Genomic DNA, 24,958 nt, shown 5'->3' with positions numbered 1-24,958 from the left:
CAACAAATTCTATCTTATCGAACGATAGGGCGAGCGTCACCTAACACTGATCGTTCTTGAAACGGCAGAGAAAGGACGGATCGATGATCGAAAAGAACGCGGTGTGGCTCATCACCGGCTGTTCGACTGGCCTGGGCCGCGCAATCGCTCAGCAAGCGCTGACATCCGGCTATCGCGTGGTCGTAAGTGCGCGGGATCCATCCACGCTCGCTGACATTGTCGCGGAGCACGAAGGCACCGCCCTCGCGGTGGAGCTTGATGTGACCAAACCGGATCAGGTCAGAACAGCTATCGGCCAAGCGGAAGATCGCTTCGGCGCCGTCGACGTGCTGGTCAACAACGCGGGCTATGGCTATGTCGCGGCCATAGAGGAAGGTGAGGACGCCGACGTCCGGACCATGTTCGAGACGAATGTTTTCGGCACTTGGACCATGATCAAAGCCGTACTGCCCGGTATGCGGGCGCGCAGGCGGGGTCACATCGTCAATATCAGCTCTGTAGGCGGTATCGTGACCTTTCCCGCCGTCGGCTTCTATCACATGACCAAATTTGCCGTTGAAGCGCTGTCTGAGACGCTGGCGCAGGAGACGGCGCCACTTGGGATTGGCGTCACCGTTGTCGAGCCCGGTGCGTTCCGCACTGACTTCCGGGGGCGCTCGATGAAGAAGTCGGGGATCCGGCTGCCAGACTATGAGGAGACGGCTGGCAAGGGCCGTGACGGCGTCCTGGCCGGCCACGGCAAGCAGCAAGGTGATCCGGCGCGCGGCGCGCGAGCCATCATCGCGGCGGTAGAGGCAGAGAGGCCGCCCATACACCTCGTCATCGGCGGCGATGCCTTGGACCTGATCCGCGAGAAGATCGCGAGCCTCGAACTCGAATTAGATAGCTGGGAACCGGTTACGCGCAGCACGAATTTCCAGGCGGCTTCGAACACCTGATTCGGGCCGTGATGCTGGCAGGATATCCAATGATCGGCCCCCCATTGTCGTCGATCATGGCGAAGCCGCCGCGGCCTCTACGCCCCCACCTGCTGACCATTGCGGCCTCCGTGAGGCTCCTCTATAATTTCCGCGTCGGAAAAGGCAGGCTTGGTCTGGTCAGCCCAAGTCCTTTCGGTAACGAAAGCTCTGGTCTTTGGCCTCGTGCCGAGATCCCCACGACGAACATCGGACGCTCTCAAAGCGCCCGGCCGTTCGTCCGTGCGGTCTCCAACGCGAGGAACGCTCCGGTCGAACACCATCGACCTAGGAGCGTGACATGACCATTTCCCATACTATTCCCCACGACGTCATTATCGCCGGCGCCGGTCCCGTCGGGCTGTTTCTCGCTTGTGAGCTGAGGCTCGCAGGCGTGTCCGTCCTGATCCTCGAACAGGCTGACGATCCGTACTCGCCGCTGAAAGGCCTGCCCTTCGGGATGCGCGGTCTGTCGACGCCCACGCTCGAGGCCTTGGACCGGCGCGGCCTGCTCGACGATATCAAGCAGGCGAGCCAGGCGAACGTTGCGGCAGGCGCGACCAAGGCATCTGCCCATTGGCTTCAGCAGCGGCAGCCCCGCCGGCCCGCTGGCCACTTCGCCGGGATCCAGTTCTTCCGCGAGGACGTCGACGCCTCGCAGTGGCCCTACCGGCTGCCGAGTCTGACCGGGTTCAGTCTCGCGGTGGACATGCAGTCTCTTGAAAACGTTCTCACTGTCCGAGCGATCGCGACGGGGGCGGAGATCAGGCGCGGCGTCGCCGTCGAGGGTTTCGAGCAGGCCGACGAGAGCGTGATCGTTCGCACCGAAGGCCAGATCTTCCAGACGCGTTGGCTGATCGGCTGCGATGGCGGTCGCAGCACGGTGCGCAAGGCCGGCGGCTTTGAGTTCGTCGGCACCGATCCTGAATTCACCGGCTATTCGGTCGAGGTGGAGCTGGCCGACCCCGACGCGCTCAACGTCGGACGCACGTATACGCCGAGCGGCATGTACACCTACGCAAAGCCCGGCACGATCGCGATGGTCGACTTCGACGGCAGCGCCTTCCACCGGACAAGGCCGGTCACGCTCGATCACGTGCAGGCGGTGCTGCGTCGCGTGTCCGGCACAGGCGTCACCGTGATCGCGCTCCGGCTCGCGACCACTTGGACCGACCGCGCCCGTCAAGCGGCAGCCTACCGCAATGGCCGGGTGCTGCTCGCGGGCGACGCCGCTCACACCCATTCTCCGCTTGGCGGCCAGGGTCTCAATCTCGGCCTCGGCGACGCGATGAACCTGGGCTGGAAGCTGGCGGCCACGATCCGCGGCGATGCGCCAGCCGACCTGCTCGACAGCTATTTCGCGGAACGACACCCCGAGGGCGCGCGGATCCTCGACTGGTCGCGCGCCCAGGTCGCGCTCATGCGCCCCACCCCGAGCACGCGCGCTCTGGCGGGGATCATCCGCGATCTCATCGGGACGCGCGACGGCGCGACCTACTTCGCCGAAAAGCTATGGGGCGTATCGCTGCGCTATGATCTCGGCAGCCGGCATCCACTCGCGGGCCGCAGCATTCCCGACCTGGTGCTCGCGGACGGGCTCAGGATCGGCCACCTTCTGCGAGACGGGAGGGGACTGCTGCTGGATTTTGATGCCGGCGCGCCGCTGCGGGCGCTCGCGCAGCGATGGCAGGCCAGGATCAACACCGTTTCGACTGATGCCAAGGACCGGCTTGGATTGAGCGCAGCGCTCGTTCGCCCCGATGGCTTTGTCGCCTGGGCGACCGACAGCGCCGAAGATGATGAAGGCTTTCGCCAGGCAGCGATACGCTGGTTCGCTGAACCTAAGCCGCCAGTCTGAGAGACTGGTTAGAGCCGTGATCCCATGCTTCAGGCGTCGGGCGCTGCAGCGGCTGCGATCGCGCTCCGCGCGACCTTGATTGAGGCCGACGTCAGCGTACTCACCATCTGTTAGGTGAATGGCTGAACCGCATCGCAAGCAATCATAACTCTGACTGAAGACAGCCGTGCTTCCGTCGGTCTGTCCCCTAGGAATGTTCAGGCATTGCGAGATCGTTGGGTCTCTCGATGCGATCACAGACGCACCACAGTCAGGTTGAAGGCGCCAGCATGCGCCGAGGCATGATCGATCGCCTGCTGAATGTTCTCGATCGTGAATTCGGCTACCCTGAAGTGATCGAGTTGCAGGAGTCCGCTGCGGACGAGGGCAATGCAATCGGGGATGATCTCGCGCGGATACATCCACTGACCCGACACAGTGATCAAGTTTCGCATGATCCAGGGATAGGGCAATGCGAGTTCCTCACCGCCCAGCATACCAACGCCGCCCATCAGAACTACCCGGCCGTAAGGACGCACAGTCATGAGCGCGGTGCGTACTGCCGAGGCTGGAGCGGACGGCGGTAGGAAGTCGAGTATGGCGTCGATTTGCTGCGGACTCGCCTTATGTATGGCATCAGCATCCGTCTCGGCGTCTCCGGTCAGATGAACGGAGCGTAGACGCTTTCCGAAGCGGCGCTCGAGTTCGGCCAGAACTGCGCCATTGCGACCCACTGCTACGACGCATCCGGCGCCCATCGCGAGGGCCAGGGCGATCGTGGCGCTGCCGAAGTTCCCGGTCGAACCGCTGACGAGCAGGGTCTCGCCGGCTTGCAACTGCATCCGGCGAAGGCCGCCATAGGCGATCAGCAGCGTTACCAGTGCGCACCACCGGCCCGCTTCCTCCTCCTGGATTGTCCCGATCGGAACAGCGTTCTCTGTCGGCAGCCGCATCCGGCTCGCGTATGGGCCGTCACCAAAATAGTCCTGTAGCTTCAGACCGCCTTCGCCTCGCGCGCTCCAGCCCTGCAGCGTGATGTCTGGCATCCGTGCGTCGTCGCGGGATCGAACCGTCGGATCGCAGAAGACCCAGTCGCCCACCGAAAGCTTGGTCGCATCTGGGCCGAGCGCCGCGACGCGGCCGATGGCACCGCAGCCTGGGATCGTCGGCAGCTTGAGCGCATAGTGTCGCTCGCCGCTGAAAACCTCATCGGCATACGACAGGACCGGCGCGGCTACCACGTCGACAATGACCTCGCCCGTCCCGATCTCTGGATCGTCGACGTGGCACACCTCCAACGCCGTTCCGAACGCCTTCAATATCGCTGCCCTCAACGCCGCCTCCATAGCCGTGTGGAGGCAGAATGGAGGCTCTCGACAACCCGTGCCAGAGCCGACACAATACTAGGATGATACTATACCATGTTCATGCGGTGCGATGACGGCCGCCAACGTTGAGCTTGGCGATTTCCTGCGGGCGCGCCGCGAAAGGCTTGTCCCGGACAAAGCTGGAGCGGTGCGAGGCCGTCGGCGCACGCCGGGACTACGCCGCGAGGAGGTCGCCGAGGCGGCGGGGATCAGCACCGAGTGGTACGTCAAGCTGGAGCAAGGCCGAGCGGTCGCCCCTTCGCTCACCACCATTGACGCTCTCGCGAGAGCACTCAAGCTCAACGCGGTGGAGCGTGCCCATCTGCGCCGCCTGGCAGATGCGAAGAGCCAACCCGCCTTCTCTCCCGAAACGGTGCCGCCCATCATCAGCAGGTTCGTCGTCAGCCTGCCGCATCCCGCCTATGTGACCGGGCGACGCTGGGACATTCTCGCTTGGAATGATGCGGCAGCCGAGCTCTTTGATTTCGGCGCGATGCCGCTCGAAGACCGAAACCTGCTTCTCTACATCCTCACGGACCCGCGGGCCCGCCGGGTCTTTGGCGACAACTGGTCGACTGAGGCACAGAGGATCCTCGCGATATTCCGGCCGACCTACGACGTTTGGGCGGATGACCCTGCCTTCGTCGAGCTGCTGCATCGTGTGCAGGCGGGATGCGGGGAATTCGAAGGTTGGTGGAAAGACCATGCCATTCGATGGCCTTCATCGGGGACCAAGCGACTTCACCACCCGACACACGGTCGAACCGCTTTTGACTATACGACATTCCAAGCCAATGACGACGTCGGGCTGAAGGTGGCAGTGTATTTACCGATCGCTCACAGCTAGGGCGGCCCCGCTGCGGGCCTGGGCAGTACAGCCGCTCCGCTTGTGGAACTGGAACGGCCGCCTCTCTCCAAGGGGTTTCGCGATCGGTGGCGTTGCTCGCAGACCGGTTCGATCTACGGGCTGATTCGGTAAACCTGGGTCGTCAGTCGGCGGGAATAGCTAAAGGCCAATTCCTCTGTTGCGGCCGAAACCCCAGTCGACGCCGCCATCATCGCGAGCGACGCCGGAGACGTGGCGGCCGAGCTGCTTTTCGAGGGACGGAGTCCAGGGCACGAGCTGGAAGCCGAGGCCGTCGTCGATCATGGCGAAGCGGCCGGAGGCGAGCGCGAAGCGTTGGCGATAGGCGCCGGCGACATACTCGCCGGAGGCCGCTTGATTGAACGGCTGCCCCGTCTCAGCGGCGAGCTGCTCGCCGAGGGCTTCTACCTCACGGCGCCGGAGCGTGCCGATCAGGCCGTGGGAGAAGACGACGCCTCGGGCTTGGCGCTCGGCCAAGCCCTTCTCGATGAGCTGTCCGGCCCGCCGGTCCATCGCGTCGCGCACCTCGGCGCCGAAGCCCGACTGGCCAAGCGCCACGGGATCGCGCGCGACCGCTTGCCGGTCGAGCCACGTCGCGCCGCTGGCCGTCACCTGATCCTCGATGGCGAGGTCCGACCGCACCGCCAGCGCCACGCGACGGCGGCCCTGTGCGTCGTCGAACTTGCGCAGCTCGACTACGGAGCCCGGCGCGCTATCGCCGGTCGCGTCGAGGTCGGGGAATTTGATGTGGTGGGTGCGGCCGTCTACGCCGTCGATGACGGCATAGGCTGTGCCCTTCAATTCGTCATCCAGGCCACGATCCATCAGCCGGCCGATGACGGGCACGTCAAGGCTTTCGCCGGCCAGCACATAGCTCGCGGCCGCGCGTTCGATGCCGTGCTCTCGCAGGCCGCGATGGATGCGTTTGATGATGTCGCCGCGCTCGCCGAGTTCGCGCAGCGTCGTCTCGGCAGCTTCGTCCATCATCCACTGGCCGGGCCCGATGTGATGCGCGAGACCGAGACTCTCCAGATGCCGCAGGCGCCCGACCTTCAGCGGCTGGAACGGGTCTGGCTCCTGGCCTTGAGACGGCGCGACGTCGATGACACCCTGCCGGCTGGCGTCGCGCACAAGCTGCCGGTCGAGCTGCGTCCAGCGCTCCGCGTCCACCTGGCGTTCGAGCGCGTGGCGGATGTCGAGATCGCTGCGCAGCCCCAGCTCCTGGGTGACCAGATCCTGGGCGCGGGCGCGCATCCCCTCCTTGATGTAGTCGCGGGAGATGACGAGGTCCTGGCCGTCCTCGGCGACGCCCCGCACGATGATGTGGACGTGCGGGTGCTGGGTGTTCCAGTGATCGACGGCGACCCAATCGAGCTTGGTGCCGAGGTCCTTCTCCATCTGGCCGACCAGCTCGCGGGCGTAGCCCTTGAGGTCGGCCATCTCCGGCGCATCCTCGGGCGAGACGATGAAGCGGAAGTGGTGGCGGTCACCCTCACTCCGCTCGGCGAAGGCCTTGGGATCGGCGTCCTCGGTCTCTGGACCAAATAGCCGGGCCTTCTCCCCGTCCCGGGTGACGCCCTCGCGCCGGAGGTAGCCGAGATGGGCGCCGAGCGGCGCCGAACGCGCCGTGTGGCGCACGACGCGGGCCTTGACCGTCACCAGCCGCGAACGACCCGTCAGCAGATGGTTCGCCCGGATGGCGGCGACGCGGCCGCGGCCGAAGGTCGAGCGGTTGCCGCTCCGGAGCAGACCCTGCCGCGAGACGCCGCCGCCGGCGCGCTGGGCGGCGGCGAGCGCCTGGGCGATGAAGGGCTTCGCCCGCTGGCTGCGCGAGGAGCGGATGCGGCCTGGCCGGGGCTGAAAGTCGTTCTCCTCAGCCATGCCCGGCGCCGGCAATGTGCGGAAAACCCAGGATCGGCAGAGCGTTGAGGTCGCAGCGCACATTGCGCGCCGAGACCGCACATTGCCGGATCAGCCAAAAACACCAACAAAAACAACCGACCGACAGAGCCGCAAATTGCGGCCTTTTATCTAGCCCTCTTAATCGGGCGGGTTTTTTGGTCAAGTTTTTCATTCTTCGTTTTCCTTTAGCTTCCTTTCACGATCACAGTTCTGCTCCTGGACTGGCATCTCGGCCCTGACTGAGGGTTCGTGGCACGCCGTGCACTCTTCCGCGCTCAGCGACGACTGATATGCCGCCCCATCCGTGGATGGGCGGCCGGCCTTTCGTCGTGGCGCATTTTGCCATCGGATTCACGGGGCAGCATCACAGGCACTCGAGCGGAGTCCCACGAGGCGTTCACCTGCGCGTGCTCCAGGCAAGATATCGTGCTTCCCGTCGTCCTCGACTGCACCCTTCCCCATCCGCCTTGGCGGATCTCCCTGTTCAGAACGCCGCGGTCATCCCGACACGCGGCGGAACATTCCTTTGCAGCTGGACACTCACGCGAGCGCCCGCGGCAATTTGCGGTTCTTGCAAGCGATATGACGGGCCCGCTCTTCGGGATCGACGGCCGGACCGCCGTCATAGACCGTTCCGTCGAGCCACATGGCATGCATGATCACGGCCATCTTGCGCGCCACGGCGACCGCCGCCTTGCGATGGCAGGACCGTTTCGCCAGTTCCAGGCCCCAGGTCCGCAGCTTGTCGCGCCCCTTGAAACGCGTCAGCAGGACCGACGCCGCTTCATAGAGGGACCGCCGCACCTCCGGATCGCCGGCCTTGCTGATGCGTCCCTGCACATCGATGCTGGTACCCGACTGCCAGCGCCGCGACGTCAGGCCGAAATACGCCGCGACGTCGCGCGAGCGCCGGAAGCGCGACGGATCGTCGATCGCCGTCATCACGCCAAGCGCGGTCACCGGCCCCACCCCCGGAATGGCCATGAACCGCCGGCACACCTCGTCACCCGCGACGATCCGCACCACCAGCTTGTGCAGCCGGGTATATTCTTCCCAGAGCACGGCCTTCGCCCGCAGCATCGCCTCCATGAGATCGCGGGTCAGCGCGTCCTGCGCCACGGCCTCGCGAACGGCGGTGTCGAAGCGCGCCCGCGAGACCGTGCCCAGGCGGATACCGAACGCCTTGAGCGAATGGCGGATCGTATTCTCGAGATCCATGAATTTGCGCTTGAGCGTGCTGCGCTGGGTCAGGATCAGACGCAGCCGATAGCTTGCTTCGCTCTTGATATGGGCCGTCCGGAACCAGCCGGTGCGCACGATATGCGCGATCCCCAGCGCGTCCGCCTTGTCGGTCTTGTTGCGCTGCGCCGACATCGCCGCCCGCACGTGTTTCGTCTCCAGGCAGACCGCCGGCAGGCCCAGCGCCAGCATCTCCGGATGCAGCCAGGGCGACAGGGAACCTGCCTCGTGACCCATACGGCGCAGGCGCGGCAGGAACGGCTTCACGGCATCCCTGAGCGCAGCCGGGTCCGTGGCCACCGTCGTTTCCAGATGCACGGTGCCCTGCTCGTCCACCACACAGACCGCCGTTTCGTCGATCGACACATCGAGACCGCAAAAGAATTCCATCGCACGCCTCCCGCGCTGCTGTTTCACCGCGGCAACTCTACCTTCTTTCCGGCCCGGGAGACCGCCAATCGACGACGACCGCTCAGGCCCGATTACGGCTGGCACTCTGTCGGTCGGTTCCTGCATTACTCCGCTGATCGCCCTTCCTTCTTTCCGGGAATGCGCTACGCCGCGCCAGCCTGCGAAATCGCGCCAGGGAGCTTCGATGCAGCCCATGGAAGGGTCGGAGAACGCCGCGTCACCAAGGAAAAGGCACGCTGGCGGTAAATCCGTTGCGATCGGGTGATTTGCGAACAGCGCCGTCATCGCTGCGGCCCCGATGCGGATACTGGCACGAACAGACCGCCTGATTGCGGCGCGATGGCTGAGACATCGCGCACGGCGACGACGGTCGGTGTGTCGTTCGGCTGCGGTTTTAGCGTCGCGCGACCGGCCGGTTCAGCGCTCGCCGACCGCATGATGAAGAGCGGTGCTTGTGTCCAGGACGACGGATCGGAGGCCACCACCAGGGCAGGCCCATCAGTCACGCCGTCCCCGACAAAAGGGACGAGCGCCGCGACATAAGCGACCGTCTCGGCCGGCAACGGACGGCGGCGATCGCGGTAATCTTCGTAGCGACCGGGCCCGGCATTGTAGGCGGCGAGGAAGCCTGGCGATCCGTAACGGTCGTGCATTTCGCGCAGGAAGGCGGCGCCCGCCAGGAGGTTGTCGTGCGGATCGAAGGGATCGCGCCCGAGGCCATAACGAACGCGCAGCGCCGCCCAGGTCTCGGGCATGAGCTGCATCAGCCCCATCGCGCCTTTGGGCGAGACGGCATGCCGATCGCCGCGACTTTCCATGCGCATGATCGCACGTATCCACGCCGTCGGAATCGCGAAGCGCTGAGCGGCCTCCGCAATGAGCGCCGCATACGGATCGCTCGGCGCATGCAGATCGATGGGCGCCGTCTGGGCATGAACGGCGACGGCGGAAACGCCGAACGCCGTCACGCTGGCGAGCAGGAGAAGCGCGCGTCGCATGCGATCAGTCCCGCTCGCTGCGCTTGGGCGGGCGATTCCAGTTCAGCACCCAGGCCGACTTGTCGTCGCCCGACTGGAACAGATTGGCGCGGATCGGCTGTGCGAGCGCTGGATCGTCAATGACGAGCGAAACGTACTCGCCAGCCTTCTCGCCGGTGCGTTTCCAGCCCGCGCCGATCTCCGGACCTTCTGCATCGCCCATGTGGACGCGGTAGTCGGGCGCGTTCTCGGCATCGGAGGATTCGGCCGGAACGAGGGAAAGATCACGGTAGAAGGTGAGCGTCTGGATACGTCCGCTGAAGCCGGACTTATCGCGGGTGAAGTGACCGATCTGCGCCATGGGAAATCTCCTTTGTTGGCGGGTTGAGAAGCGGATCAATCGGCGGCGGCGCGCCACACGAAGCGGCCGTCACCGGCCTCGTCGGTCCACAGCGGGACCGCGCGCGCGACGATCGAAGTGACGGGGAGCGGGCCGAAATAGCGGCCGTCCAGGCTGTCCGGGACGGTTGGGTTCATGAGGAAGACTTCGCCCGGGATGAGCGTGCGGCAGCCGCTCCAGCGAGGCAGGGGACGGCCAAGATGATCGCGGTCTCGGGCCACGCCGGCTTCGACGTGATCGACGATGACGGCATCCCCTTCCCGGCACACGGTCTGCCCGGCGACCGCCATGACATGCTTCAGCAGCGGCACGCCTCTCGGCAGGAAACCGCCATCGGCAAGGTAGCTGGCGATCGGCTCAGGCGGGCGCACGGCGACTAGTTCGAGCGCGTGGAGCTTGCCCGCCGGGCGTAGTGCGTAGAGTCCCGTCGGCGTGCTGGCCGTGGCGTTCCAGATCAGCCGCGGCGCTGGATGGAAGAACACGAGCGCGCCGGCAGCGAGCATCGCGACATAGGTCGACATGATGGTGCCGAAGCGGCTCATGGCATGACCCTCCGCCGCTTCAGCCAAGCCGCATGCTGCGCGCGCGTGTAGGCGTGCGGCTCGTCGCCGACAGCCAGGCGGTTGTGCAGATGGCGCCAGTATTCCGGTGCGGCGTCGGCGGGATCGATGTCTAGGGCTTCGACCGCATCGATCGCCTGCAGCACACGCTCGACCTTCGGCCAGCCATCGACGCGCAACAGGATCTCGCCGCCGGGCTGCACGAAGGGCAGCGTCTGGTAGGGCGCGCCGGCTTCGACCGCTCGCACGATGTCCATGCGCGAGACGGTCGTGCCGAAGTCATTCGACGCCCAGCGGACGAAGGCGAAGATGCTGCCCGGTTTGAAGCTGGAGATGCTGCGGCGGCGATCCAGGATATTCTCCTCGGCGCGGCGGCCAAAGCGCAGCCAGCGCTCGATCTTCTTCTCGATCCAGGTCAGCTCGACATGCGTGAGCGCGACGACCGCGCGAATTGGCGGCGACGCGATATGCTGCGGCGACAGCGCGTTGTCGCTCATGATGGTTCTCCGGAATCGTCGGGGAATTCGCGCGCCAGGAGGCCGCGCAGCATGTCGGCGACGGTGATCCCGCGCCGGAAAGCCGCGACCTTGATGCGGCCGCGTAGCGCCGGCGTGACGTCGATGGTCAGGCGCGCGGTGAACGCCGCGGCGTCATCGGTGCGCCGCGCCGGGACTTCGGGCGCCTTGATCCAGCCCTCGGCATCGCCTGGTCGGGCTGCGAAGCCGCGCTTAGTGGATCGCTCGCTCATGGCGCGATCCTCGCGACTTCGACGGCGAGCGCGGCGATCTCACGGGCGGCGGCGCTCTGCTCGGCCAGCTCGAAGACCAGGCGGCCGGACTGTGCGGCGTCGGCGAAGGCGACGCGTTGGCCGACCGTGCTGGCGAGCACCGGCGGATCGTGATCCGCCAGCGTCTCGGCGGTCTCACGGGCGATCACCGTGCGGGCGCCGCAGCGGTTCAGCACGAAGCGGGCGGCGAGCTGCGGGCGATAGATGCGCGCCTCGCGCAGCAAGGCCAGCATCTCGGCCGAGGCCCAGCCGTCGAGCGGTGAAGGCTGCACGGGGATCAGCACCAGGTCGGCGGCAAGCAGCGCCGAGCGCATCAGCCCGGCGACGCGCGGCGGCCCGTCGATGACGACGTGGTCAGCGGTGCGGGCGATCTCGGGCGCTTCGCGATGGAGCGTGTCGCGGGCCAGGCCGACGACGCCGAAGAGCCGCGAGACATTCTCCCGTGCCCGCTGCTGCGACCAATCCAGCGCCGAGCCTTGCGGGTCGGCGTCGACCAACGTGACGCGCCTGCCGTGCAACGCCCATTCACCGGCGAGGTGCAGCGCGAGCGTCGTCTTGCCGACGCCGCCCTTCTGATTGAGCAGGGCGACGATCATCGCTCCCCTCCCGGCTTGCGGCTGAGGGGCAGCGACGGCTGTCGGCAGGAGAGTTTGGATCGCTGCTGAGCAGCGGTGGCTGGGTTATCCGCAGTTTGGGCGGCCCAACTACAAGAGTTAGATTCTTTGTTAGACTCTAAGTTAAGGCCCGGAATCGCTGTTTCAGGCCAAAGGGTTAGTTGCGGTTGGTGCGTGCGAAGTCCCGATAGGGCTGCGTGCGAAATCCCGATACCGTTTGCGTGCGAAGTCCCGACCCCGTCCACAGCGCCATCCACAGGCACTGTGGATAAGTGAGCGGGCACGATCCGCAGCAATTCGCGGCGGCCATTGCGTTCGATACGCAGGCGGTAACCGGGCAGCGGCTGGCGCGCCGCGATGCGCCGGAGCTGCAACGCGAAGTCAGTGACGCGCACCAAGCTGCCCGACTTCTCGTGGAGATGCGCGATCTCGAACAGCCATCCCTTGGGTTGGCGTCCGGCATGCTTGCGAGCGACGCGGTAGAGCCAGCGCTCGATGCCACCGGTGAGTTTGAAATAGGCCGGGTCGATGGCGAGCACGAGCGAGCGATCGATGACGCCGCGGTAGAACCAGTCGGGGAGGACGAACTCCATGCCCTCGACGCGGCCGTCGCGGGTCGTGCATTCCTCCCACTCGTTGATCCAGGAGAACTGATGGCGGCGCCAATGCTCGCCGTTGCGGATCGTCGTGCGGATGATGGTCGATTGCAGTCGGGCGAGTGCGCCCTTCAGGAGCTTGTAATCTCGTGCGCCGGTCTGTCGGCCGGTGGACGTCAGGAGCTGGTAAGGCGTGAAGCGCAGGAAGCGTGAGGTCTTGAAGCCGAGGTCCTCGGCCTCGACAATCTGGCTCGCCGCCCAAATCAGCACGTCGGCATCCCAGATGGTCGCCATGCCATGTTCGGGCACGGCATAGACTTCCACGCGCACGTCGCCGGCCTCGTAGAGGATCGGCGCGGTGCGCCTGGCCTTGGCGAGCGAAAAGAACGGCCGCTCCATCAGGTCGCGCTGGTCGCGCGGGCTGGCGTCGCCGGTGGCGACGACGAACGGATCGAGCTTGCTCCGTTCGCTGGCGGTGATGAGGCGGCGCGAGGACATCAAAAATCGCCTCAGCGCTGCGCGTGGCCGGCGGCGCGGGCCTCGACGTAACGGGGATCCGACGTCGAACTGCAGGCCGCCTGGTCGGCCCAGGCCTCGAGATCGCCGATGGCGTAGACGACGCGGCCGCCGAGTTTGCGGAAAGTCGGTCCGCTGCCGTGGCAGCGGTACTTTTCCAGGGTGCGCGGCGAGATGCCGAGGAGGCGCGCCGCCTCATGGGTGCGGACGTAGCGTGTCGCGAGCTGCGCGGACTTGTCGAGCATGGGGAGCCTCCGTGTCGGTCGAGGGCGCCGCGTCCAAAGCGCGGCATGTCGAGGTCACGGTGGCGAAGAAAACGAGCGTTGGGGGTGGACAAAGATTTTCGCGGGGGTGTGTCCACCCCCTGCCATGTTCAGGCGCGAGCCAGCGTATGGCGGCGTGTGATAGGCAAGCGCAACGTCCGGAACCGGCGCGGAAAGGCGAAGATCGGCGAACGTCAGCCGCCGCGTAGAATCTTCAAATATTCACGGCTGACCATCGCGACCGCTTCCTTGATCAGGCGGTCGGCGCGTTTTCGGGCAGCGGTGTCCTTGAACTCGATCGCCGGCAGAGCGGCTTGTTCGGAACGGAGCACGTGGGATGCGACATCGCGTGGTTCGCCGCCCTCTTCATAGAGATCTGCGGCATGCAGCAAGTGCATGTAATGCCGACGCTGGAGATCGGTGAGGCGCAGCTTTGGCGGCAACAGACCAACGGGATGGCCAAGCAGCCGGCGAATGAAGCGGGATGCGAGATCGAGGCGCAGGCGGTGTGCGCCATCGGGCGGCACAACGACCGCGGGGTGTTCAGCGGCTGTCTCGTCCGTCAACCAGATATGCACGTCACCCGATATGTCGCGGATGATCAGTTCGCGTCCGTCGGCATCTGCACGCTCCGCCAGGATCGGCCCGAGAGTCGCGAGGTCGAATGGAGGGCGGCGCTTCATGCCACCCCGCGCCGGCGCCAGGATCAGCGTGCCGGGGGAATGTTCCGGGAGCCAAAATACGGGTTGGTGGACGGCGGAGCGGTCAGGGTCGTAGGCAAAAGCGCAACCCCCATCGGCGGGCAAGGTTCGATCGCGCCTGGTCCGGATCGACGGCGCCCCGTTCGATCCGACGCAAGGTACGGGCATAGTCGCGGCGATAAGCGCTGTTTCGGCGGAGAAGTTCAGCGGCGAAGCCGGGGCGGTCGAGACGGTTCAGTTGTTCGATCGTCTCGGGCGACCGCCAGTCGGATATGGGCATAGGTGCCTCCCTGACTGGCCCCTCGATCGTAGAGGGGAAAGCACCACGATCGCGAGATTCCCGTTTGTGCCTAGACCTTAAGGTTGCATCGCGTGCGGCTACAATTCGCCTGGCGGGGTGGACCGTTCTGGTACACCGCTCGCGCTCCGAGCCCTACTGCATCCGTGGTTCCAGCAAGTGCCGATAGCCGGCTTCGGTCATCCAGCGGGCGCGGGCCAGGTGGCTGTCGTGGACAATTTTCGCCCGGTAGGGTTCGCGATCGGGATCAAGGCCAAAGATGACGGAGACGGCTTCGCGCCAATCGGCGCCTTCCGCATCGGCGTCGAGCAGGCGGATATAGGTGACGAGGTGTCGCTCGTCGTAAGCGTTCACCCGCTCGGTCACGGGCGGGCGATCTTCGAATGCCGGCACGCTCATCTCGCGCCTCCAGAAAGTTTAGCAGAAGCATTCATGCGCTATTTACTGCACCATAGCGCCAGTTCCACTTCGTAGGTGATGCATAGGTTGCATCACGCGGGTCGCAGGCGCCGGCGAGCGACCTCTGGCTTGACCCAAGACAGAGCCAGCGCCTGCGCTTTGTCGAGAATACTCCGTGGTGAAATACTCGACAATGCGGCGCTCTCGGCTATATGGATATCCGAGAGGTGCTCGCCCGTAATCTGCGCATTTACCGACAGCAACGCGGCCTGTCGCAGGAGGAGCTTGCGCATAAAGCCGAAATCGATCGCACCTATGTCAGCGCGCTGGAACGCTGCGTCTACGGCGTGAGCATCGACGTCCTGGACAGGATCGCCGTGGCGCTCAGCGTCGAAGCGACCGACCTGCTTCAGCGGACGCCGCCAAAGGCAGGTGACGCTTAACCGGCTTGCCTTCCAAGCGTCAGGCCGACTCCCGGGCGGATGGAACGGAGCCAGCGGCGAGCCTAGCGGGGAGGTTCTCCAGTATATCGACGTTGCCGCGATTGGTGGCCGCATAATCGGTCCATGCCTTCGACGGGGATTCCGTTTCTTCAAGACAGCGCTGCACATACCTTGCAAGCCCGATTACATACTATAGTTGATAAACTTAAAGTATGTAAATCACGATCCTGCGGCGCATGGATATGCGCAAACTGGTCGGAAGGAACTTCGCCCGCCTGCGTCGGGAGAAGGGCCTGACGCAGGAGGAAGTCGAAGCGCGCTCCGGTTTCAGCCAACAGTATCTCAGCAGCCTGGAGCGAGGCCGGAGAAACCCGACCGTCATCACGCTTTATGAGTTGGCCCAGGCGCTGGGCGTCAGCCATGTCGAACTGGTGTCGCCGGAGGACGGCAGTTGATTTGCGTCGCCGCGAGAACTCCGAACTTACGTGGGCGGCCGTTATGGAGCCAAGAGCATGCCCCGCCCGGACTAGCCGGACGGGGCATTGAGCGGTTCAGTCGCCGCGGCGACCGTTGGGTCGGGACCAGATCAGGCTGTAGCCCTCACCGTCCTCGTCGTCGAAGAGGTTGGCGAAGATCGGGGCGGTGAAGCTCGGATCGTCCAGCTTGAGGCCCAGATAGTCGCGGCCCTCGTTGGAGCGCTTGGCCCAGGCGGCGCCGATCTCGACGCGGCCGACATAGACCCGGTGGCTGGGGGCGTTCTCGCCCGAGCGGGTGGCTTCGGGGACGATGCGGACGTTCTTGGCCTGCACCGAGAGGGTGACGATTTCGCCGTTGAACTCGTTCGAGCTGGTCTTCTTGAAGGTGCCGATGGTCGCCATGGTAGTTCTCCTTGATCTCTGTTTCCGAGCCCGCGCCAATGCGGCCTCGATGGTGATCGACAGGCCGGAGGCGATCGACGGCGCACCCGCTTGCGGGCCGCAGCGCCAGCGGAGGATGGCAGCCAGGCGACTTTGTTGTTTCGCGAGGAATGACGGCGCAGCCGGCAGGGGAAGAAAGTCGATCGGCGCCATTGCGCCATAGGCGGTCGAGGCTTTAGCCGGCCTTCGGCCAGATCCATCCATCGAAGAGGCCGTTTGGTGCGCTCGGTCCGAACAGAGCTGACATCAAGGAGAACGTGGCGGCACTCGAGACGCCTTGAAAGACCTGCTCAGACGTTGCGGCGAACCGAGCCCGTCCTTGCGAACAAGACCAACCAAGCTTCGCCGTGCCCCGATGCTCGCGAGAACGTCCCGGCCGCCCCGGTATTGATCGAGCCGTGGCGTCGGGCTTCGCGGCTGGGCCTTTCATCGCCCCAACGAGAGCCGTGTTGCGATGGATTCGAGACGTGGTCGTCCGAGGTTCACCCCCATCGACACTGCATCTCCGATGACGAGGATCGCGTGGTTGCGGCGAGGCTTGGTCGCGCCCTCGGTCCGTTTCCCCGGTAGCGTCAGCCGCGTACCATGCCTTGTCCGGCTGGTCCGGGCGCGGTCATCCCTGCGAAGCGGACGAACGCCGTGACGCTGACCGCGATGGCGCCTATCACCGAAAAGATCATCTGCCACGTCGTTGACGGCATGGCCATCTGGGCAATGCCGTGGGTGGCGCTGTATCCGGCAACGGTGGCGGGCGCGACGAAGAGCAGGATGATCAGCAGCCTGAGCCAGGTCCAGGGGATAAAGCCCAGGGCGAATTGGCCGATGCCGAAGGTCGCGCCGCCAGCAACGATGCCGACAAGAATTCCCCCGAGCACGCCGGCGCCGGTGTGGAAGGCCCAGATGCCGACCGTGAGACCGACGAAGAATGGCAGCGCGAAGACAGCAAGGGTGAACAGCAGCCAGCAGAAGAAGCCGATGCCGACGAGGACAAGCAGAGGTCCAAAGATGATCATGGCGGTGTACTCCGTAAGATGAAGGTCTGACGGTCGCGCCTTCCACCACCACCACGGCGCACCGCAAAGTATAGCCGAAACGTGGCACGGCTGGGAGCGGAAATCCGAGGGAACTTTCGCTGCGCCGCCAGGGGCTTATGACGCGCCGTCACCATGAGAAGGGGTCGTATTCATGGACGATGGCTGCGGGATCACCGTCATACTCGGCCGAAGGCATCACTCCATATCCGCCCATGTCGGTCCGGAAGATGACGATGCAGACCATCAGGGTCTTGGCGAGGTTCCAGGCGTTGGCGAAAGCGAGGGACTGAGACATTGATCCGACTCCTGTGCTGAGGCGGGGGCCATCCCCGCGCGACAGGCGCCCGATGTGTTCGGCCGAGGGCTGCAATCACCGCGCAGGCGAAGACGCAGCGGCGGCACGCTTCGCGTAAGCCGACCCTTTACGGGTTGATGGCGTCAGGCCCTCGGCCGGACCAAGGATCAGCGCTGATAGACGCGGGGTGGCACTCGCCGCTGGGGCGGGAAGGTCACGTCTCCGGCCGGAGCAGGTCATGTCCGGCTAAGATTCCGTAATGAGCGATCTGCAAGAACTGACGGCGCGGTTACGGGTGGACCTGACAGCGGCCATGCGTGGCCGGTGTTTGGCAGAGGTCAAGGTGCTGCGTGGCCTGATCGCCGCGATCGACGATGCGCAGGCCGTGCCGGTGGGCAGTTTGCACGAGACTTATGTCGTCCGAGCCTTCGGCGATCCTTCGGTCGAGGTGCCACGGCGGGACCTGGGGGCCGAAGACCTGCGTCGATTGCTGGAAAGCGAGAGCACTGTTTGCTTAGCGGCTGCCGAGGAATATCGCGCGGCGGGCCACCATGACCGGGCGGAGGAATTGACTGCGGCCGCAAAGATTGTGGGCCGCTACCTCGATGGATTGGTTGCCGCCGGCGAGTGAGAAGCCAGATCTTGCGGCGGCGAACTCCAAGTGGTCGGGAGATTCGATCCCGCCGGATGCACCGATCGTCGCCAAGATCGCATGCTTGTCAGGCGGCCGATCTAATCTTCGGATAGCGTGCTGGCCTGAAGGAGTAAGGGCGGCGCTTACGCGCCGCCGAACTTCCAAACCGGGATGCCGAGCTTCTTGGCCTTGTCGGCGAGGTTGTCCTGGATGCCGGTGCCTGGGAAGTGCATCACCCCAATCGGCAGCGTCTCCACCATCGCATCGTTGCGCTTGAACGGCGCAGCCTTGGCGTGCTTCGTCCAGTCGGGCTTGAAAGCGATCTGTGGGACCTTGCGGTTGTCGGCCCATTTGGCGGCGATCAGCTCGGCGCCCTTGGGCGATCCGCCGTGGAGCAGCACCATGTCGGGGTGCTTGGTGTGGACCTGATCGAGCTTGGCCCAGATCAGCCGGTGATCGTTGAAGTCGAGACCGCCGGTCAGTGCCACCTTCGGGCCTGCGGGCAGGAGCACCTGGTTGGCGGCGCGTTTCTTCGCTGCCAGGAAATCCCGGCTGTCGATCATCGCCGAGGTCAGATTGCGATGGTTGACCTTCGATCCGTTGCGCGGCCGCCAGGCTGAGTGGGTGTGCCGCTCGAAGTGGTCGGCGGCCTGGTCGCGCATCAGTTCGAAGGCGTCGCGGCGCTCGATCAGTGTCTGGCCTTCCGCGGTCAGTCGCTCCAGCTCGACGGATTTGACCTCGCTGCCGTCCTGTTCCCGCTGCGAGCGCTGCTGGCCCAGCTCGTTGTCGTCGAGTTCGCGTTCGATCCGGTCGATGGCGCGGTGGAAGATGTTCACCGTCGACCAGAGCAGGTCTTCAAGGTCGGGCTCAAGTCGAGTGTCGGACAGCGCCACCACCAAGGCGTCGAAGATGTCGGAGATGCCGCCGGCGAGGATCTGCGCTTCGGGGAGTGGCCGGGGGTCGGGTTCATCTTGGAAGGGACGGTAGCCATAGAGCTGAAGTTCGTGGAGGACGTGATCGGTCGGGGATGAACTGTGGTGCGGCTCAAAAACGTCGTCGTGGTCGGGGGTCATCGCAGGCTTCCTTGTCGGATCGACCGCGCCCATCGCGGGCTTCATGGCGACGAAGGCGGCGGGCGGTCCGGACCTGCACCCGCAGCGCAGCGGAGGGCCGTAGCGGCAGCGGAGGATGGCGAAGGCCGGCGATTTTGCTTCGCGATGGAAAGCGGCCCCTTTGGGCCGCGCCGGAAAATCGTTGGCCGCAGCTATTGCCGGTCCGGGCCGCTTGCCGCCCGATCGCCCTCTCAGAAGGCAGTGGGGGCGGTCCTCTCCGGCATCAGGGGAAGCGTGACCGCCGGCTGTCCTGCGACGGCGCTGCCGCGCCGCCCATCACCCGTTCCGGCTATGCCGCCAGCTCCATGAAGCGGGCGACGTCCTGCGCCGCGATCTGCACCCGGCTTGCTGCCCGAAGCGCATCGATCCCAAGCAATCGGATGTCCTCGTTGAAGTCGCCAAGCCGTGGTGAGATCACAATCGCCTCGATCCCGGCCTCCTGCGCCCGGTCGATAAGGGTCGCCATTGCGCCATCACCGGCAGGATCGTCGTCGCGGGCGATATAGAGCCGCCGCAACGTGTCCGGGAATAGGATGGCCGAGAGATGCGCCGCCGAGAGCGCCGCGACCATCGGCATGGACGGCAAGACACAGCGGAGCGACAGCATCGTCTCGATGCCCTCGCCGGCCGCCATCACCTCGCCCGCTACGCCAAAACGAACGGCGTGACCGAGAAGGTCGCCCATCGCCCGTCTCGGCGTGTCGATCGGCGCCTTGCCGAGCGTTGCCTCGGTGAAGCCGCGGGGATCGAGCCAGGTGCGATGCGCGCCGGTCAGATGGCCGGAGAGGTCGGTCACGGAAGCGATCATCGCCGGCCAGGTTTCGGTCGGGCTATGCTCGTCGGGCCGGTAGTAACAGCGTGGGTGGAAGCGCAGGCTTCCGGTTCCGTGCAAAGCCGTAATGCCGCGATTACGCAAATACGTTTCTACGAGAGTGCGTTCGATCGGCTGCGCCATCGCGAAGAGACGGCGAGACGCCTCGGGCGATCCGGCCGGTGCGCTGGATCTCGGAGGTCGCGAACGGCTCTCCTCGGGCTCCGGCTCTGGATGCGGCATGCTGAGGAAGGATCGGGCCTCGTCGGCGACGTCTTTGAAGTCGATCAGTCCGCAGCTCTCCCGGATCACGTCGAGCAGATCGCCATGCTCGCCAGTGGCAGCGTCGGTCCATTTGCCGGCTGGTCCCTTCGCGGAGTCCTTGAGCCGCACGAACATCGAGCGGCCGGGCGTATTGCGGACATCGCCCACCAGCCAGTAGCGGCCTTCCCGTCGTCCGGCGGAAAGATAGTGGCGGCAGACCGTCTCGGCGTCGCGCGCGAGACGATCGGCCAGTTCGGAAACGTCGCGGCGTGCCATCACGCGGCCTCCCGCTCGCCGGTGCGCTCAACCGGATAGTGGTCGAGCAGCTTCGCCAGCACGGCCGCGCCGCTCGCGTCGATCGGCACGAACATGCGCAGCTTCCAGGAGATGATCTCCGAGAACAGGCCATAGGCGCGCAGCCGCTCGCGCATGGTGTCGGTGAAACCCGACAGTTCGATGCGGTGGGCGCCCATGACCCGGACACGGCGAAGCTGGAGCCCTTCGGCGAGGTCGAGGATGGTCCGCCCTTCCAGCAATGCCGCGAAGGCCGCCTCGGGGGGCAAGGTCGCGGTCCCCGACATGGACGCGTTCGCCGCCCAGGCCGGCGAGACCCGGCGACCGATGATGCGCTCGCCTCCGTCGGTCTGGAGCCGATAGACCCGGGTCGACTCGTTCGGTAGCCGCTTCCAGATCGGCAGCAGCAGGCCGGCGACGATGTGGAGCGTGCTGTCGGCGAATTCCGTCACGTCGGCGACCTCACCGTTCCAGGCCGCGGCAAAGGCATCGCGAGCGGCCGGCTGCCAATGGCTCTCGTCCATCATCTTCAGCGAGGCGTGATGGTGCTCCATCGGCCGGATCAGCCGCACGCGGCGTTCGATCTCGCCATCGTCGAGCATCAGGCTGGGCGCCGGAACCTGCACCGCAGCGCGGCCCGAGCGCTCGTTGACCAGCAGCACGGCGCGCGGATCGGCAAGATGATCCAGCGCCTGGTCGAGCGTGACCGGCCGATTGCGCCGGCGCTCGGTGATGGTCAGCAGCCGCGTCTCCGCGCCGGTGGCGGGATGGGTGTAGATCGTGCGCCGGTCGGTGACGACGAAGCTCTCGGCCTGAAGCGTCTCCAGCCCGATGTCGTAGACGCCGCTGGCGATCGCGCCCTCGACCTTGGCGGTCAGCAACTGCTCGAACGCCGTGAACAGTACGCCCTGCATGTCGATGGTCAGCGCCAGCAGCCGGTTCAGGAACGTCGTGATCGGCGGCAGCTCATCCTTGATGCCATTATCGTCGGTGAGCTTGAGGCCAGTGATGTCCTCGAACATCCGCAGCGAGCAGCCTTCGACCTTGCCGCGCACGAGCAGCAGATAGAGCTGGCGTAGCGCATCCCGGGCGTAGGGGCTTTCGAGATTGTCCTCCGGCCGGAAGAGGCCCTGGCCGCCGGTCTGGCGCTGACCGCGTGTGATGGCGCCCAGCGTGTCGAGGCGACGGGCAATCGTCGACAGGAACCGCTTCTCGGCCTTCACGTCGGTCGCGATCGGACGAAAGAGCGGCGGCTGCGCCTGGTTGGTGCGGTTCGTGCGCCCGAGGCCCTGGATGGCGGCATCGGCCTTCCAGCCGGGTTCGAGCAGGTAGTGGACGCGCAGCCGGCGATTCCGCGCGGACAGCTCCGCGTGGTAGCTGCGGCCCGTGCCACCCGCATCGGAGAAGACGAGCACGCGCTTCAGATCATCCATGAAGGCGGCCGTCTCGGCGAGATTGGCGGAGCCCGGACGGGTCGCGACGGCGAGCCGGTCGCCCTGGCGCACCACGCGCCGCGAGCGCCCCGTCACCTCGGCCACCATGTCCGTACCGAAGCGTTGGACGATCTGGTCGAGCGCGCCGGGGACCGGCGGTAACGAAGCGAGACGCTCGATCAGCTCGTCGCGGCGGGCGACGGCTTCGCGGCTTTCGACGGGTTGGCCATCCCGGAAGACAGGCCGGGACGAGAGATTGCCCTCGCTGTCGGTGAAGGGCTCATAGAGCTGCACCGGGAAGGAATGGGCGAGATAGTCCAGGACGTACTCGCGGGGCGTGATGTCGACGCGGACGTCGTTCCATTCCTCGGTCGGGATCTCTGCAAGCCGGCGCTCCATCAACGCCTCGCCAGTCGAGACGATCTGGATGACGGCGGCATGCCCATCGGCCAGGTCGCGCTCGATCGAGCGGACCAGGGTCGGGGTCTTCATGCTGGTGAGGAGATGGCCGAAGAAGCGCTGCTTCGCGCTTTCGAAGGCCGAGCGCGCGGCCGACTTCGCCTGCCGGTTCAGCGTGCCGGTCGCGCCGGTGATGTTGGCCGCCTCCATCGCCGCATCGAGATGATTGTGGATGATGGCGAACGCGCCGGCATAGGCGTCGTAGATGCGCCGCTGCTCGTCGGTCAGCGGGTGCTCGACCAGCTCGTATTCGACGCCGTCATAGGAGAGCGAGCGGGCCGTATAGAGCCCGAGCGCGCGGAGATCGCGGGCCAGCACCTCCATCGCCGCGACGCCACCATCCTCGATCGCTGCCACGAACTCGGTGCGGGTGACGAATGGAAAATCCTCGCCACCCCATAGGCCGAGCCGCTGGGCATAGGCGAGATTATGGACCGTGGTGGCCCCAGTCGCCGAGACATAGACGACACGCGCGTTCGGGAGCGCGTGCTGAAGACGCAAGCCCGCGCGGCCCTGTTGCGAAGGCGCGACAACGCCCCGTTCTCCCTTGCCGCCACCGGCGTTCTGCATGGCGTGGCTCTCGTCGAAAATGATCACTCCGTCGAAGTCGGAGCCCAACCATTCAACGATCTGCCGGACGCGCGAAAGCTTCTCGCCGCGGTCGTCGGACCGCAGCGTAGCGTAGGTTAAAAATAGGATGCCTTCGGTGAGGGTGATCGGCTTCCCTTGAGGGAATCGCGACAGCGGCGTGACCAGCAGGCGCTCCATGCCAAGCGCCGACCAGTCGCGCTGGGCGTCTTCCAGCAGCTTGTCGGATTTGGAGATCCAGACCGCCTTGCGCCGGCCCTGCAGCCAGTTGTCGAGGATGATGCCGGCGGACTGGCGGCCCTTGCCGGCGCCGGTCCCGTCGCCGAGCATGAAGCCTCGGCGGAAGCGGACGGCGTTCGGGGCATCGTCGCGGGCGGCGGTGACGAGATGGAAGGTCTCGTCCACGGTCCAGGCGCCCGCGAGATAGTCGCCGTGCGCCTCGCCAGCATAGATCACTGTCTCGAGCTGGGCGTCGGACAGGATGCCATCGCCGGCGATGTGCGCTGGCAGGCGCGGCCGATAGCTCGGCTTCGGCGGCGCGACCGACGCCATCGCGGCCGACTGCACCAGCTTTGTGGGATGCGCTTTCGCCGCCGGAAGCCAGATCGATTGGAGGCGGTACTCCTCATAGATGGCGTCACTCAGACGCGCGCCGTCGGGCGGCGTCCAGTCGATGGTCTCGTAGGCGAGATCGATGGCCTCCGGATCGGCAACCGACGGCTTGGCCGAATCTGCCCCAGCGCGGGCGAGATAGCCGCGCACGGTGCGAGGCGCTGGCGTCGCCGACACGGGCAGCGAGCCTGTTGAGGTGATGGTCTGACGGGCCGGGACACGCTCGCCGATCCAGCCGAGCAGCGTCGTCACATCCGGTGCGATCCCGGGCGATTCCGGAAACCGACCCGGATCATCGGCGGGCGCCTTGTCGATAACGGTCAGGCGGGTTTCGATAGTTGTGCCGTGCTTGGCATAGACCGAGCCCGCGATCGCCGCGGTGAACACCACGCGACCGCGCTTTTGTAGCCGAACGAAACAGTCCCGCCAGAGCGGCAGCTCGGGCGAGAAACTCGCACCCGTGATCGCCACCAGCCGCCCGCCATCGGCGAGGCGCGCGAGCGCGGACGCGATGTGACGATAGGCGGCGTCTGCCATGCGGCCCGACACGTTCGCCATCGCCGAGAACGGTGGGTTCATCAGCACTACGCTGGGGGCGACGGCCGGATCGAGATGATCGTCGATCTGGGCCGCGTCGAAGCGCGTGACGGCGATGGCCGGAAAGAGGGAGGAGAGCAACCCGGCGCGGGTCTCGGCCAGTTCGTTCAGCATAAGCGCGCCGCCCGCGATCTCGGCCAGGACGGCGAGCAGGCCGGTGCCGGCAGACGGTTCGAGCACGCGATCCGCCGGAGTGATGGCGGCGGCGGTGAGCGCGGCCAGGCCGAGCGGAATCGGCGTCGAGAATTGCTGGAAGGTCTCGCTCTCGATCGAGCGGCGCGTGTGGGTCGGCAGGAGCCCGGCGATCTTCGCCAATGCTGAAAGCCGTGAAGCCGGAGAGTCGGCTTTACGGAACAGCGGCTTTCCGTATTTGCGCAGGAAGAGGACGGTCGTGGCCTCGCAGGCGTCGTAGGCCGACTTCCAATCCCAGGCGCCAGAGGCGTCGGACCCGCCGAAAGCGGCCTCCATGGCGGTGCGCAGGACTGCGGCGTCCACACACTGGCCGCGTTCGAGATGCGGGAGCAGCCGCTGCGCCGCATTGATGATGGCGCTGACGCTGCAGGCAGGCGAGATCGGCGCGGCCTGACCGGCCGCGATCGGGGAAAGGTCGTTCATGAAGGGAACCTCGGGAGAGCGGGAACGGATGAGCCGACCGGCGCTCTCTCTTCGACCGCACCGGCTCAAACCCGTCCCGGCCGACCTCTCCCTCTCATCGCCATGGCCGTGGCCGACATGAAAAAAGGCGCCCCGCCGGAAGGCAGGGCGCCGAAATCAAGG

At 65.8% G+C, this 24,958-nt stretch carries 27 protein-coding genes; 6 read left to right on the top strand and 21 right to left on the bottom strand.

Features of this window, described 5'->3' with window-relative positions; all coding sequences use genetic code 11:
• The first annotated feature begins 83 nt into the window (after nucleotides 1-83).
• Both GDIA_RS14085 and GDIA_RS14080 read left to right on the top strand, forming a co-directional pair.
• Nucleotides 84-938 carry an oxidoreductase gene (locus GDIA_RS14085; RefSeq protein ID WP_012554581.1) on the top strand — a complete coding sequence of 285 codons (855 nt, stop codon included), beginning with the start codon at nucleotides 84-86 and terminating at the stop codon, nucleotides 936-938.
• A gap of 319 nt (nucleotides 939-1,257) precedes the next feature.
• Nucleotides 1,258-2,814, top strand: a complete 1,557-nt coding sequence (locus tag GDIA_RS14080) for an FAD-dependent monooxygenase (protein WP_012554580.1) — start codon at nucleotides 1,258-1,260, stop codon at nucleotides 2,812-2,814.
• A 233-nt stretch (nucleotides 2,815-3,047) separates the two neighbouring features.
• On the opposite strand, the gene GDIA_RS14075 is transcribed toward GDIA_RS14080, so the two are convergent.
• On the bottom strand, nucleotides 3,048-4,127 hold the full coding sequence (locus GDIA_RS14075; protein ID WP_012554579.1) for an alcohol dehydrogenase catalytic domain-containing protein: 1,080 nt from the start codon (nucleotides 4,125-4,127) through the stop codon (nucleotides 3,048-3,050).
• Between the two features lie 103 nt (nucleotides 4,128-4,230).
• Here GDIA_RS14075 and GDIA_RS14070 point away from each other — a divergent pair, with 103 nt between their 5' ends.
• The gene (locus GDIA_RS14070; protein WP_012554578.1) at nucleotides 4,231-5,007 is read left to right on the top strand and encodes a helix-turn-helix transcriptional regulator; all 777 of its coding nucleotides are present in this window, start codon (nucleotides 4,231-4,233) and stop codon (nucleotides 5,005-5,007) included.
• A 159-nt stretch (nucleotides 5,008-5,166) separates the two neighbouring features.
• Here the strand turns inward: GDIA_RS14070 and GDIA_RS14065 are convergent, their stop codons facing one another.
• The 14 genes from GDIA_RS14065 to GDIA_RS14010 all read right to left on the bottom strand — a co-directional run bounded on the left by GDIA_RS14065 (nucleotide 5,167) and on the right by GDIA_RS14010 (nucleotide 14,688).
• Nucleotides 5,167-6,906: a relaxase/mobilization nuclease domain-containing protein gene (locus GDIA_RS14065; protein WP_012554577.1), complete on the bottom strand. Its 1,740-nt coding sequence runs from the start codon at nucleotides 6,904-6,906 to the stop codon at nucleotides 5,167-5,169.
• Entirely contained in the window at nucleotides 6,899-7,099 is a 201-nt protein-coding gene (locus GDIA_RS19375) for a hypothetical protein (protein WP_162013730.1), read from the bottom strand. The genes GDIA_RS14065 and GDIA_RS19375 overlap by 8 nt, the downstream gene beginning before the upstream one ends.
• A gap of 368 nt (nucleotides 7,100-7,467) precedes the next feature.
• Nucleotides 7,468-8,556, bottom strand: a complete 1,089-nt coding sequence (locus tag GDIA_RS14060; RefSeq protein WP_012222184.1) for an IS110-like element ISGdi15 family transposase — start codon at nucleotides 8,554-8,556, stop codon at nucleotides 7,468-7,470.
• Nucleotides 8,557-8,858: 302 nt separating this feature from the next.
• Nucleotides 8,859-9,575, bottom strand: a complete 717-nt coding sequence (locus GDIA_RS14055; RefSeq protein WP_012554576.1) for a lytic transglycosylase domain-containing protein — start codon at nucleotides 9,573-9,575, stop codon at nucleotides 8,859-8,861.
• A gap of 4 nt (nucleotides 9,576-9,579) precedes the next feature.
• Entirely contained in the window at nucleotides 9,580-9,915 is a 336-nt protein-coding gene (locus GDIA_RS14050; protein WP_012554575.1) for a DUF736 domain-containing protein, read from the bottom strand.
• Between the two features lie 35 nt (nucleotides 9,916-9,950).
• Nucleotides 9,951-10,496, bottom strand: coding sequence for a S26 family signal peptidase (locus GDIA_RS14045; protein ID WP_012554574.1), 546 nt, complete (start codon nucleotides 10,494-10,496; stop codon nucleotides 9,951-9,953).
• Nucleotides 10,493-11,011, bottom strand: a complete 519-nt coding sequence (locus tag GDIA_RS14040) for a DUF2840 domain-containing protein (protein WP_012554573.1) — start codon at nucleotides 11,009-11,011, stop codon at nucleotides 10,493-10,495. The genes GDIA_RS14045 and GDIA_RS14040 overlap by 4 nt, the downstream gene beginning before the upstream one ends.
• The gene (locus GDIA_RS14035) at nucleotides 11,008-11,262 is read right to left on the bottom strand and encodes a hypothetical protein (RefSeq protein WP_012554572.1); all 255 of its coding nucleotides are present in this window, start codon (nucleotides 11,260-11,262) and stop codon (nucleotides 11,008-11,010) included. The genes GDIA_RS14040 and GDIA_RS14035 overlap by 4 nt, the downstream gene beginning before the upstream one ends.
• Nucleotides 11,259-11,897 carry a ParA family partition ATPase gene (parA, locus tag GDIA_RS14030; RefSeq protein ID WP_012554571.1) on the bottom strand — a complete coding sequence of 213 codons (639 nt, stop codon included), beginning with the start codon at nucleotides 11,895-11,897 and terminating at the stop codon, nucleotides 11,259-11,261. The genes GDIA_RS14035 and parA overlap by 4 nt, the downstream gene beginning before the upstream one ends.
• The gene (locus GDIA_RS14025; protein WP_012554570.1) at nucleotides 11,894-13,009 is read right to left on the bottom strand and encodes a replication initiator protein A; all 1,116 of its coding nucleotides are present in this window, start codon (nucleotides 13,007-13,009) and stop codon (nucleotides 11,894-11,896) included. The genes parA and GDIA_RS14025 overlap by 4 nt, the downstream gene beginning before the upstream one ends.
• Nucleotides 13,010-13,020: 11 nt before the next feature.
• Complete coding sequence (locus GDIA_RS14020; protein ID WP_012554569.1) at nucleotides 13,021-13,272, bottom strand: helix-turn-helix transcriptional regulator; 252 nt, start codon at nucleotides 13,270-13,272, stop codon at nucleotides 13,021-13,023.
• 212 nt (nucleotides 13,273-13,484) lie between these two features.
• The gene (locus GDIA_RS14015) at nucleotides 13,485-13,973 is read right to left on the bottom strand and encodes a DUF2285 domain-containing protein (RefSeq protein WP_211205826.1); all 489 of its coding nucleotides are present in this window, start codon (nucleotides 13,971-13,973) and stop codon (nucleotides 13,485-13,487) included.
• An 82-nt stretch (nucleotides 13,974-14,055) separates the two neighbouring features.
• Entirely contained in the window at nucleotides 14,056-14,271 is a 216-nt protein-coding gene (locus GDIA_RS19740; RefSeq protein ID WP_012554567.1) for a transcriptional regulator domain-containing protein, read from the bottom strand.
• 153 nt (nucleotides 14,272-14,424) lie between these two features.
• The gene (locus GDIA_RS14010) at nucleotides 14,425-14,688 is read right to left on the bottom strand and encodes a DNA -binding domain-containing protein (protein WP_012554566.1); all 264 of its coding nucleotides are present in this window, start codon (nucleotides 14,686-14,688) and stop codon (nucleotides 14,425-14,427) included.
• 227 nt (nucleotides 14,689-14,915) lie between these two features.
• Between GDIA_RS14010 and GDIA_RS14005 the strand changes: the two genes are divergently transcribed.
• Nucleotides 14,916-15,131: a helix-turn-helix domain-containing protein gene (locus GDIA_RS14005; RefSeq protein WP_244410115.1), complete on the top strand. Its 216-nt coding sequence runs from the start codon at nucleotides 14,916-14,918 to the stop codon at nucleotides 15,129-15,131.
• A 236-nt stretch (nucleotides 15,132-15,367) separates the two neighbouring features.
• Complete coding sequence (locus GDIA_RS14000; RefSeq protein ID WP_012554564.1) at nucleotides 15,368-15,586, top strand: helix-turn-helix domain-containing protein; 219 nt, start codon at nucleotides 15,368-15,370, stop codon at nucleotides 15,584-15,586.
• Between the two features lie 96 nt (nucleotides 15,587-15,682).
• Here the strand turns inward: GDIA_RS14000 and GDIA_RS13995 are convergent, their stop codons facing one another.
• The 3 genes from GDIA_RS13995 to GDIA_RS19475 all read right to left on the bottom strand — a co-directional run bounded on the left by GDIA_RS13995 (nucleotide 15,683) and on the right by GDIA_RS19475 (nucleotide 17,377).
• Nucleotides 15,683-16,009 carry a DUF736 domain-containing protein gene (locus GDIA_RS13995; RefSeq protein ID WP_012554563.1) on the bottom strand — a complete coding sequence of 109 codons (327 nt, stop codon included), beginning with the start codon at nucleotides 16,007-16,009 and terminating at the stop codon, nucleotides 15,683-15,685.
• Between the two features lie 611 nt (nucleotides 16,010-16,620).
• On the bottom strand, nucleotides 16,621-17,061 hold the full coding sequence (locus GDIA_RS13990; RefSeq protein WP_012554562.1) for a hypothetical protein: 441 nt from the start codon (nucleotides 17,059-17,061) through the stop codon (nucleotides 16,621-16,623).
• A gap of 148 nt (nucleotides 17,062-17,209) precedes the next feature.
• Nucleotides 17,210-17,377: a hypothetical protein gene (locus GDIA_RS19475; protein WP_012554561.1), complete on the bottom strand. Its 168-nt coding sequence runs from the start codon at nucleotides 17,375-17,377 to the stop codon at nucleotides 17,210-17,212.
• A gap of 259 nt (nucleotides 17,378-17,636) precedes the next feature.
• On the opposite strand from GDIA_RS19475, the gene GDIA_RS13985 reads away from it, so the two are divergent.
• Nucleotides 17,637-18,008 (top strand): hypothetical protein, encoded by a 372-nt coding sequence (locus GDIA_RS13985; RefSeq protein WP_012554560.1) that lies wholly within the window; start codon nucleotides 17,637-17,639, stop codon nucleotides 18,006-18,008.
• Between the two features lie 146 nt (nucleotides 18,009-18,154).
• On the opposite strand, the gene GDIA_RS13980 is transcribed toward GDIA_RS13985, so the two are convergent.
• The 3 genes from GDIA_RS13980 to GDIA_RS13970 form a co-directional block, all read right to left on the bottom strand.
• Nucleotides 18,155-19,084: a DUF2493 domain-containing protein gene (locus GDIA_RS13980; protein WP_012554559.1), complete on the bottom strand. Its 930-nt coding sequence runs from the start codon at nucleotides 19,082-19,084 to the stop codon at nucleotides 18,155-18,157.
• 328 nt (nucleotides 19,085-19,412) lie between these two features.
• Nucleotides 19,413-20,474: a DUF7146 domain-containing protein gene (locus GDIA_RS13975; RefSeq protein WP_012554558.1), complete on the bottom strand. Its 1,062-nt coding sequence runs from the start codon at nucleotides 20,472-20,474 to the stop codon at nucleotides 19,413-19,415.
• Nucleotides 20,474-24,796, bottom strand: a complete 4,323-nt coding sequence (locus GDIA_RS13970; protein WP_012554557.1) for a strawberry notch family protein — start codon at nucleotides 24,794-24,796, stop codon at nucleotides 20,474-20,476. The genes GDIA_RS13975 and GDIA_RS13970 overlap by 1 nt, the downstream gene beginning before the upstream one ends.
• Between the last annotated feature and the right edge of the window lie 162 nt (nucleotides 24,797-24,958).

It is taken from the genome of Gluconacetobacter diazotrophicus PA1 5 (genome assembly GCF_000021325.1).
GTDB classification, from domain to species: Bacteria; Pseudomonadota; Alphaproteobacteria; order Acetobacterales; family Acetobacteraceae; genus Gluconacetobacter; species Gluconacetobacter diazotrophicus.
This window is presented reverse-complemented; position numbering and strand designations above follow the sequence as displayed.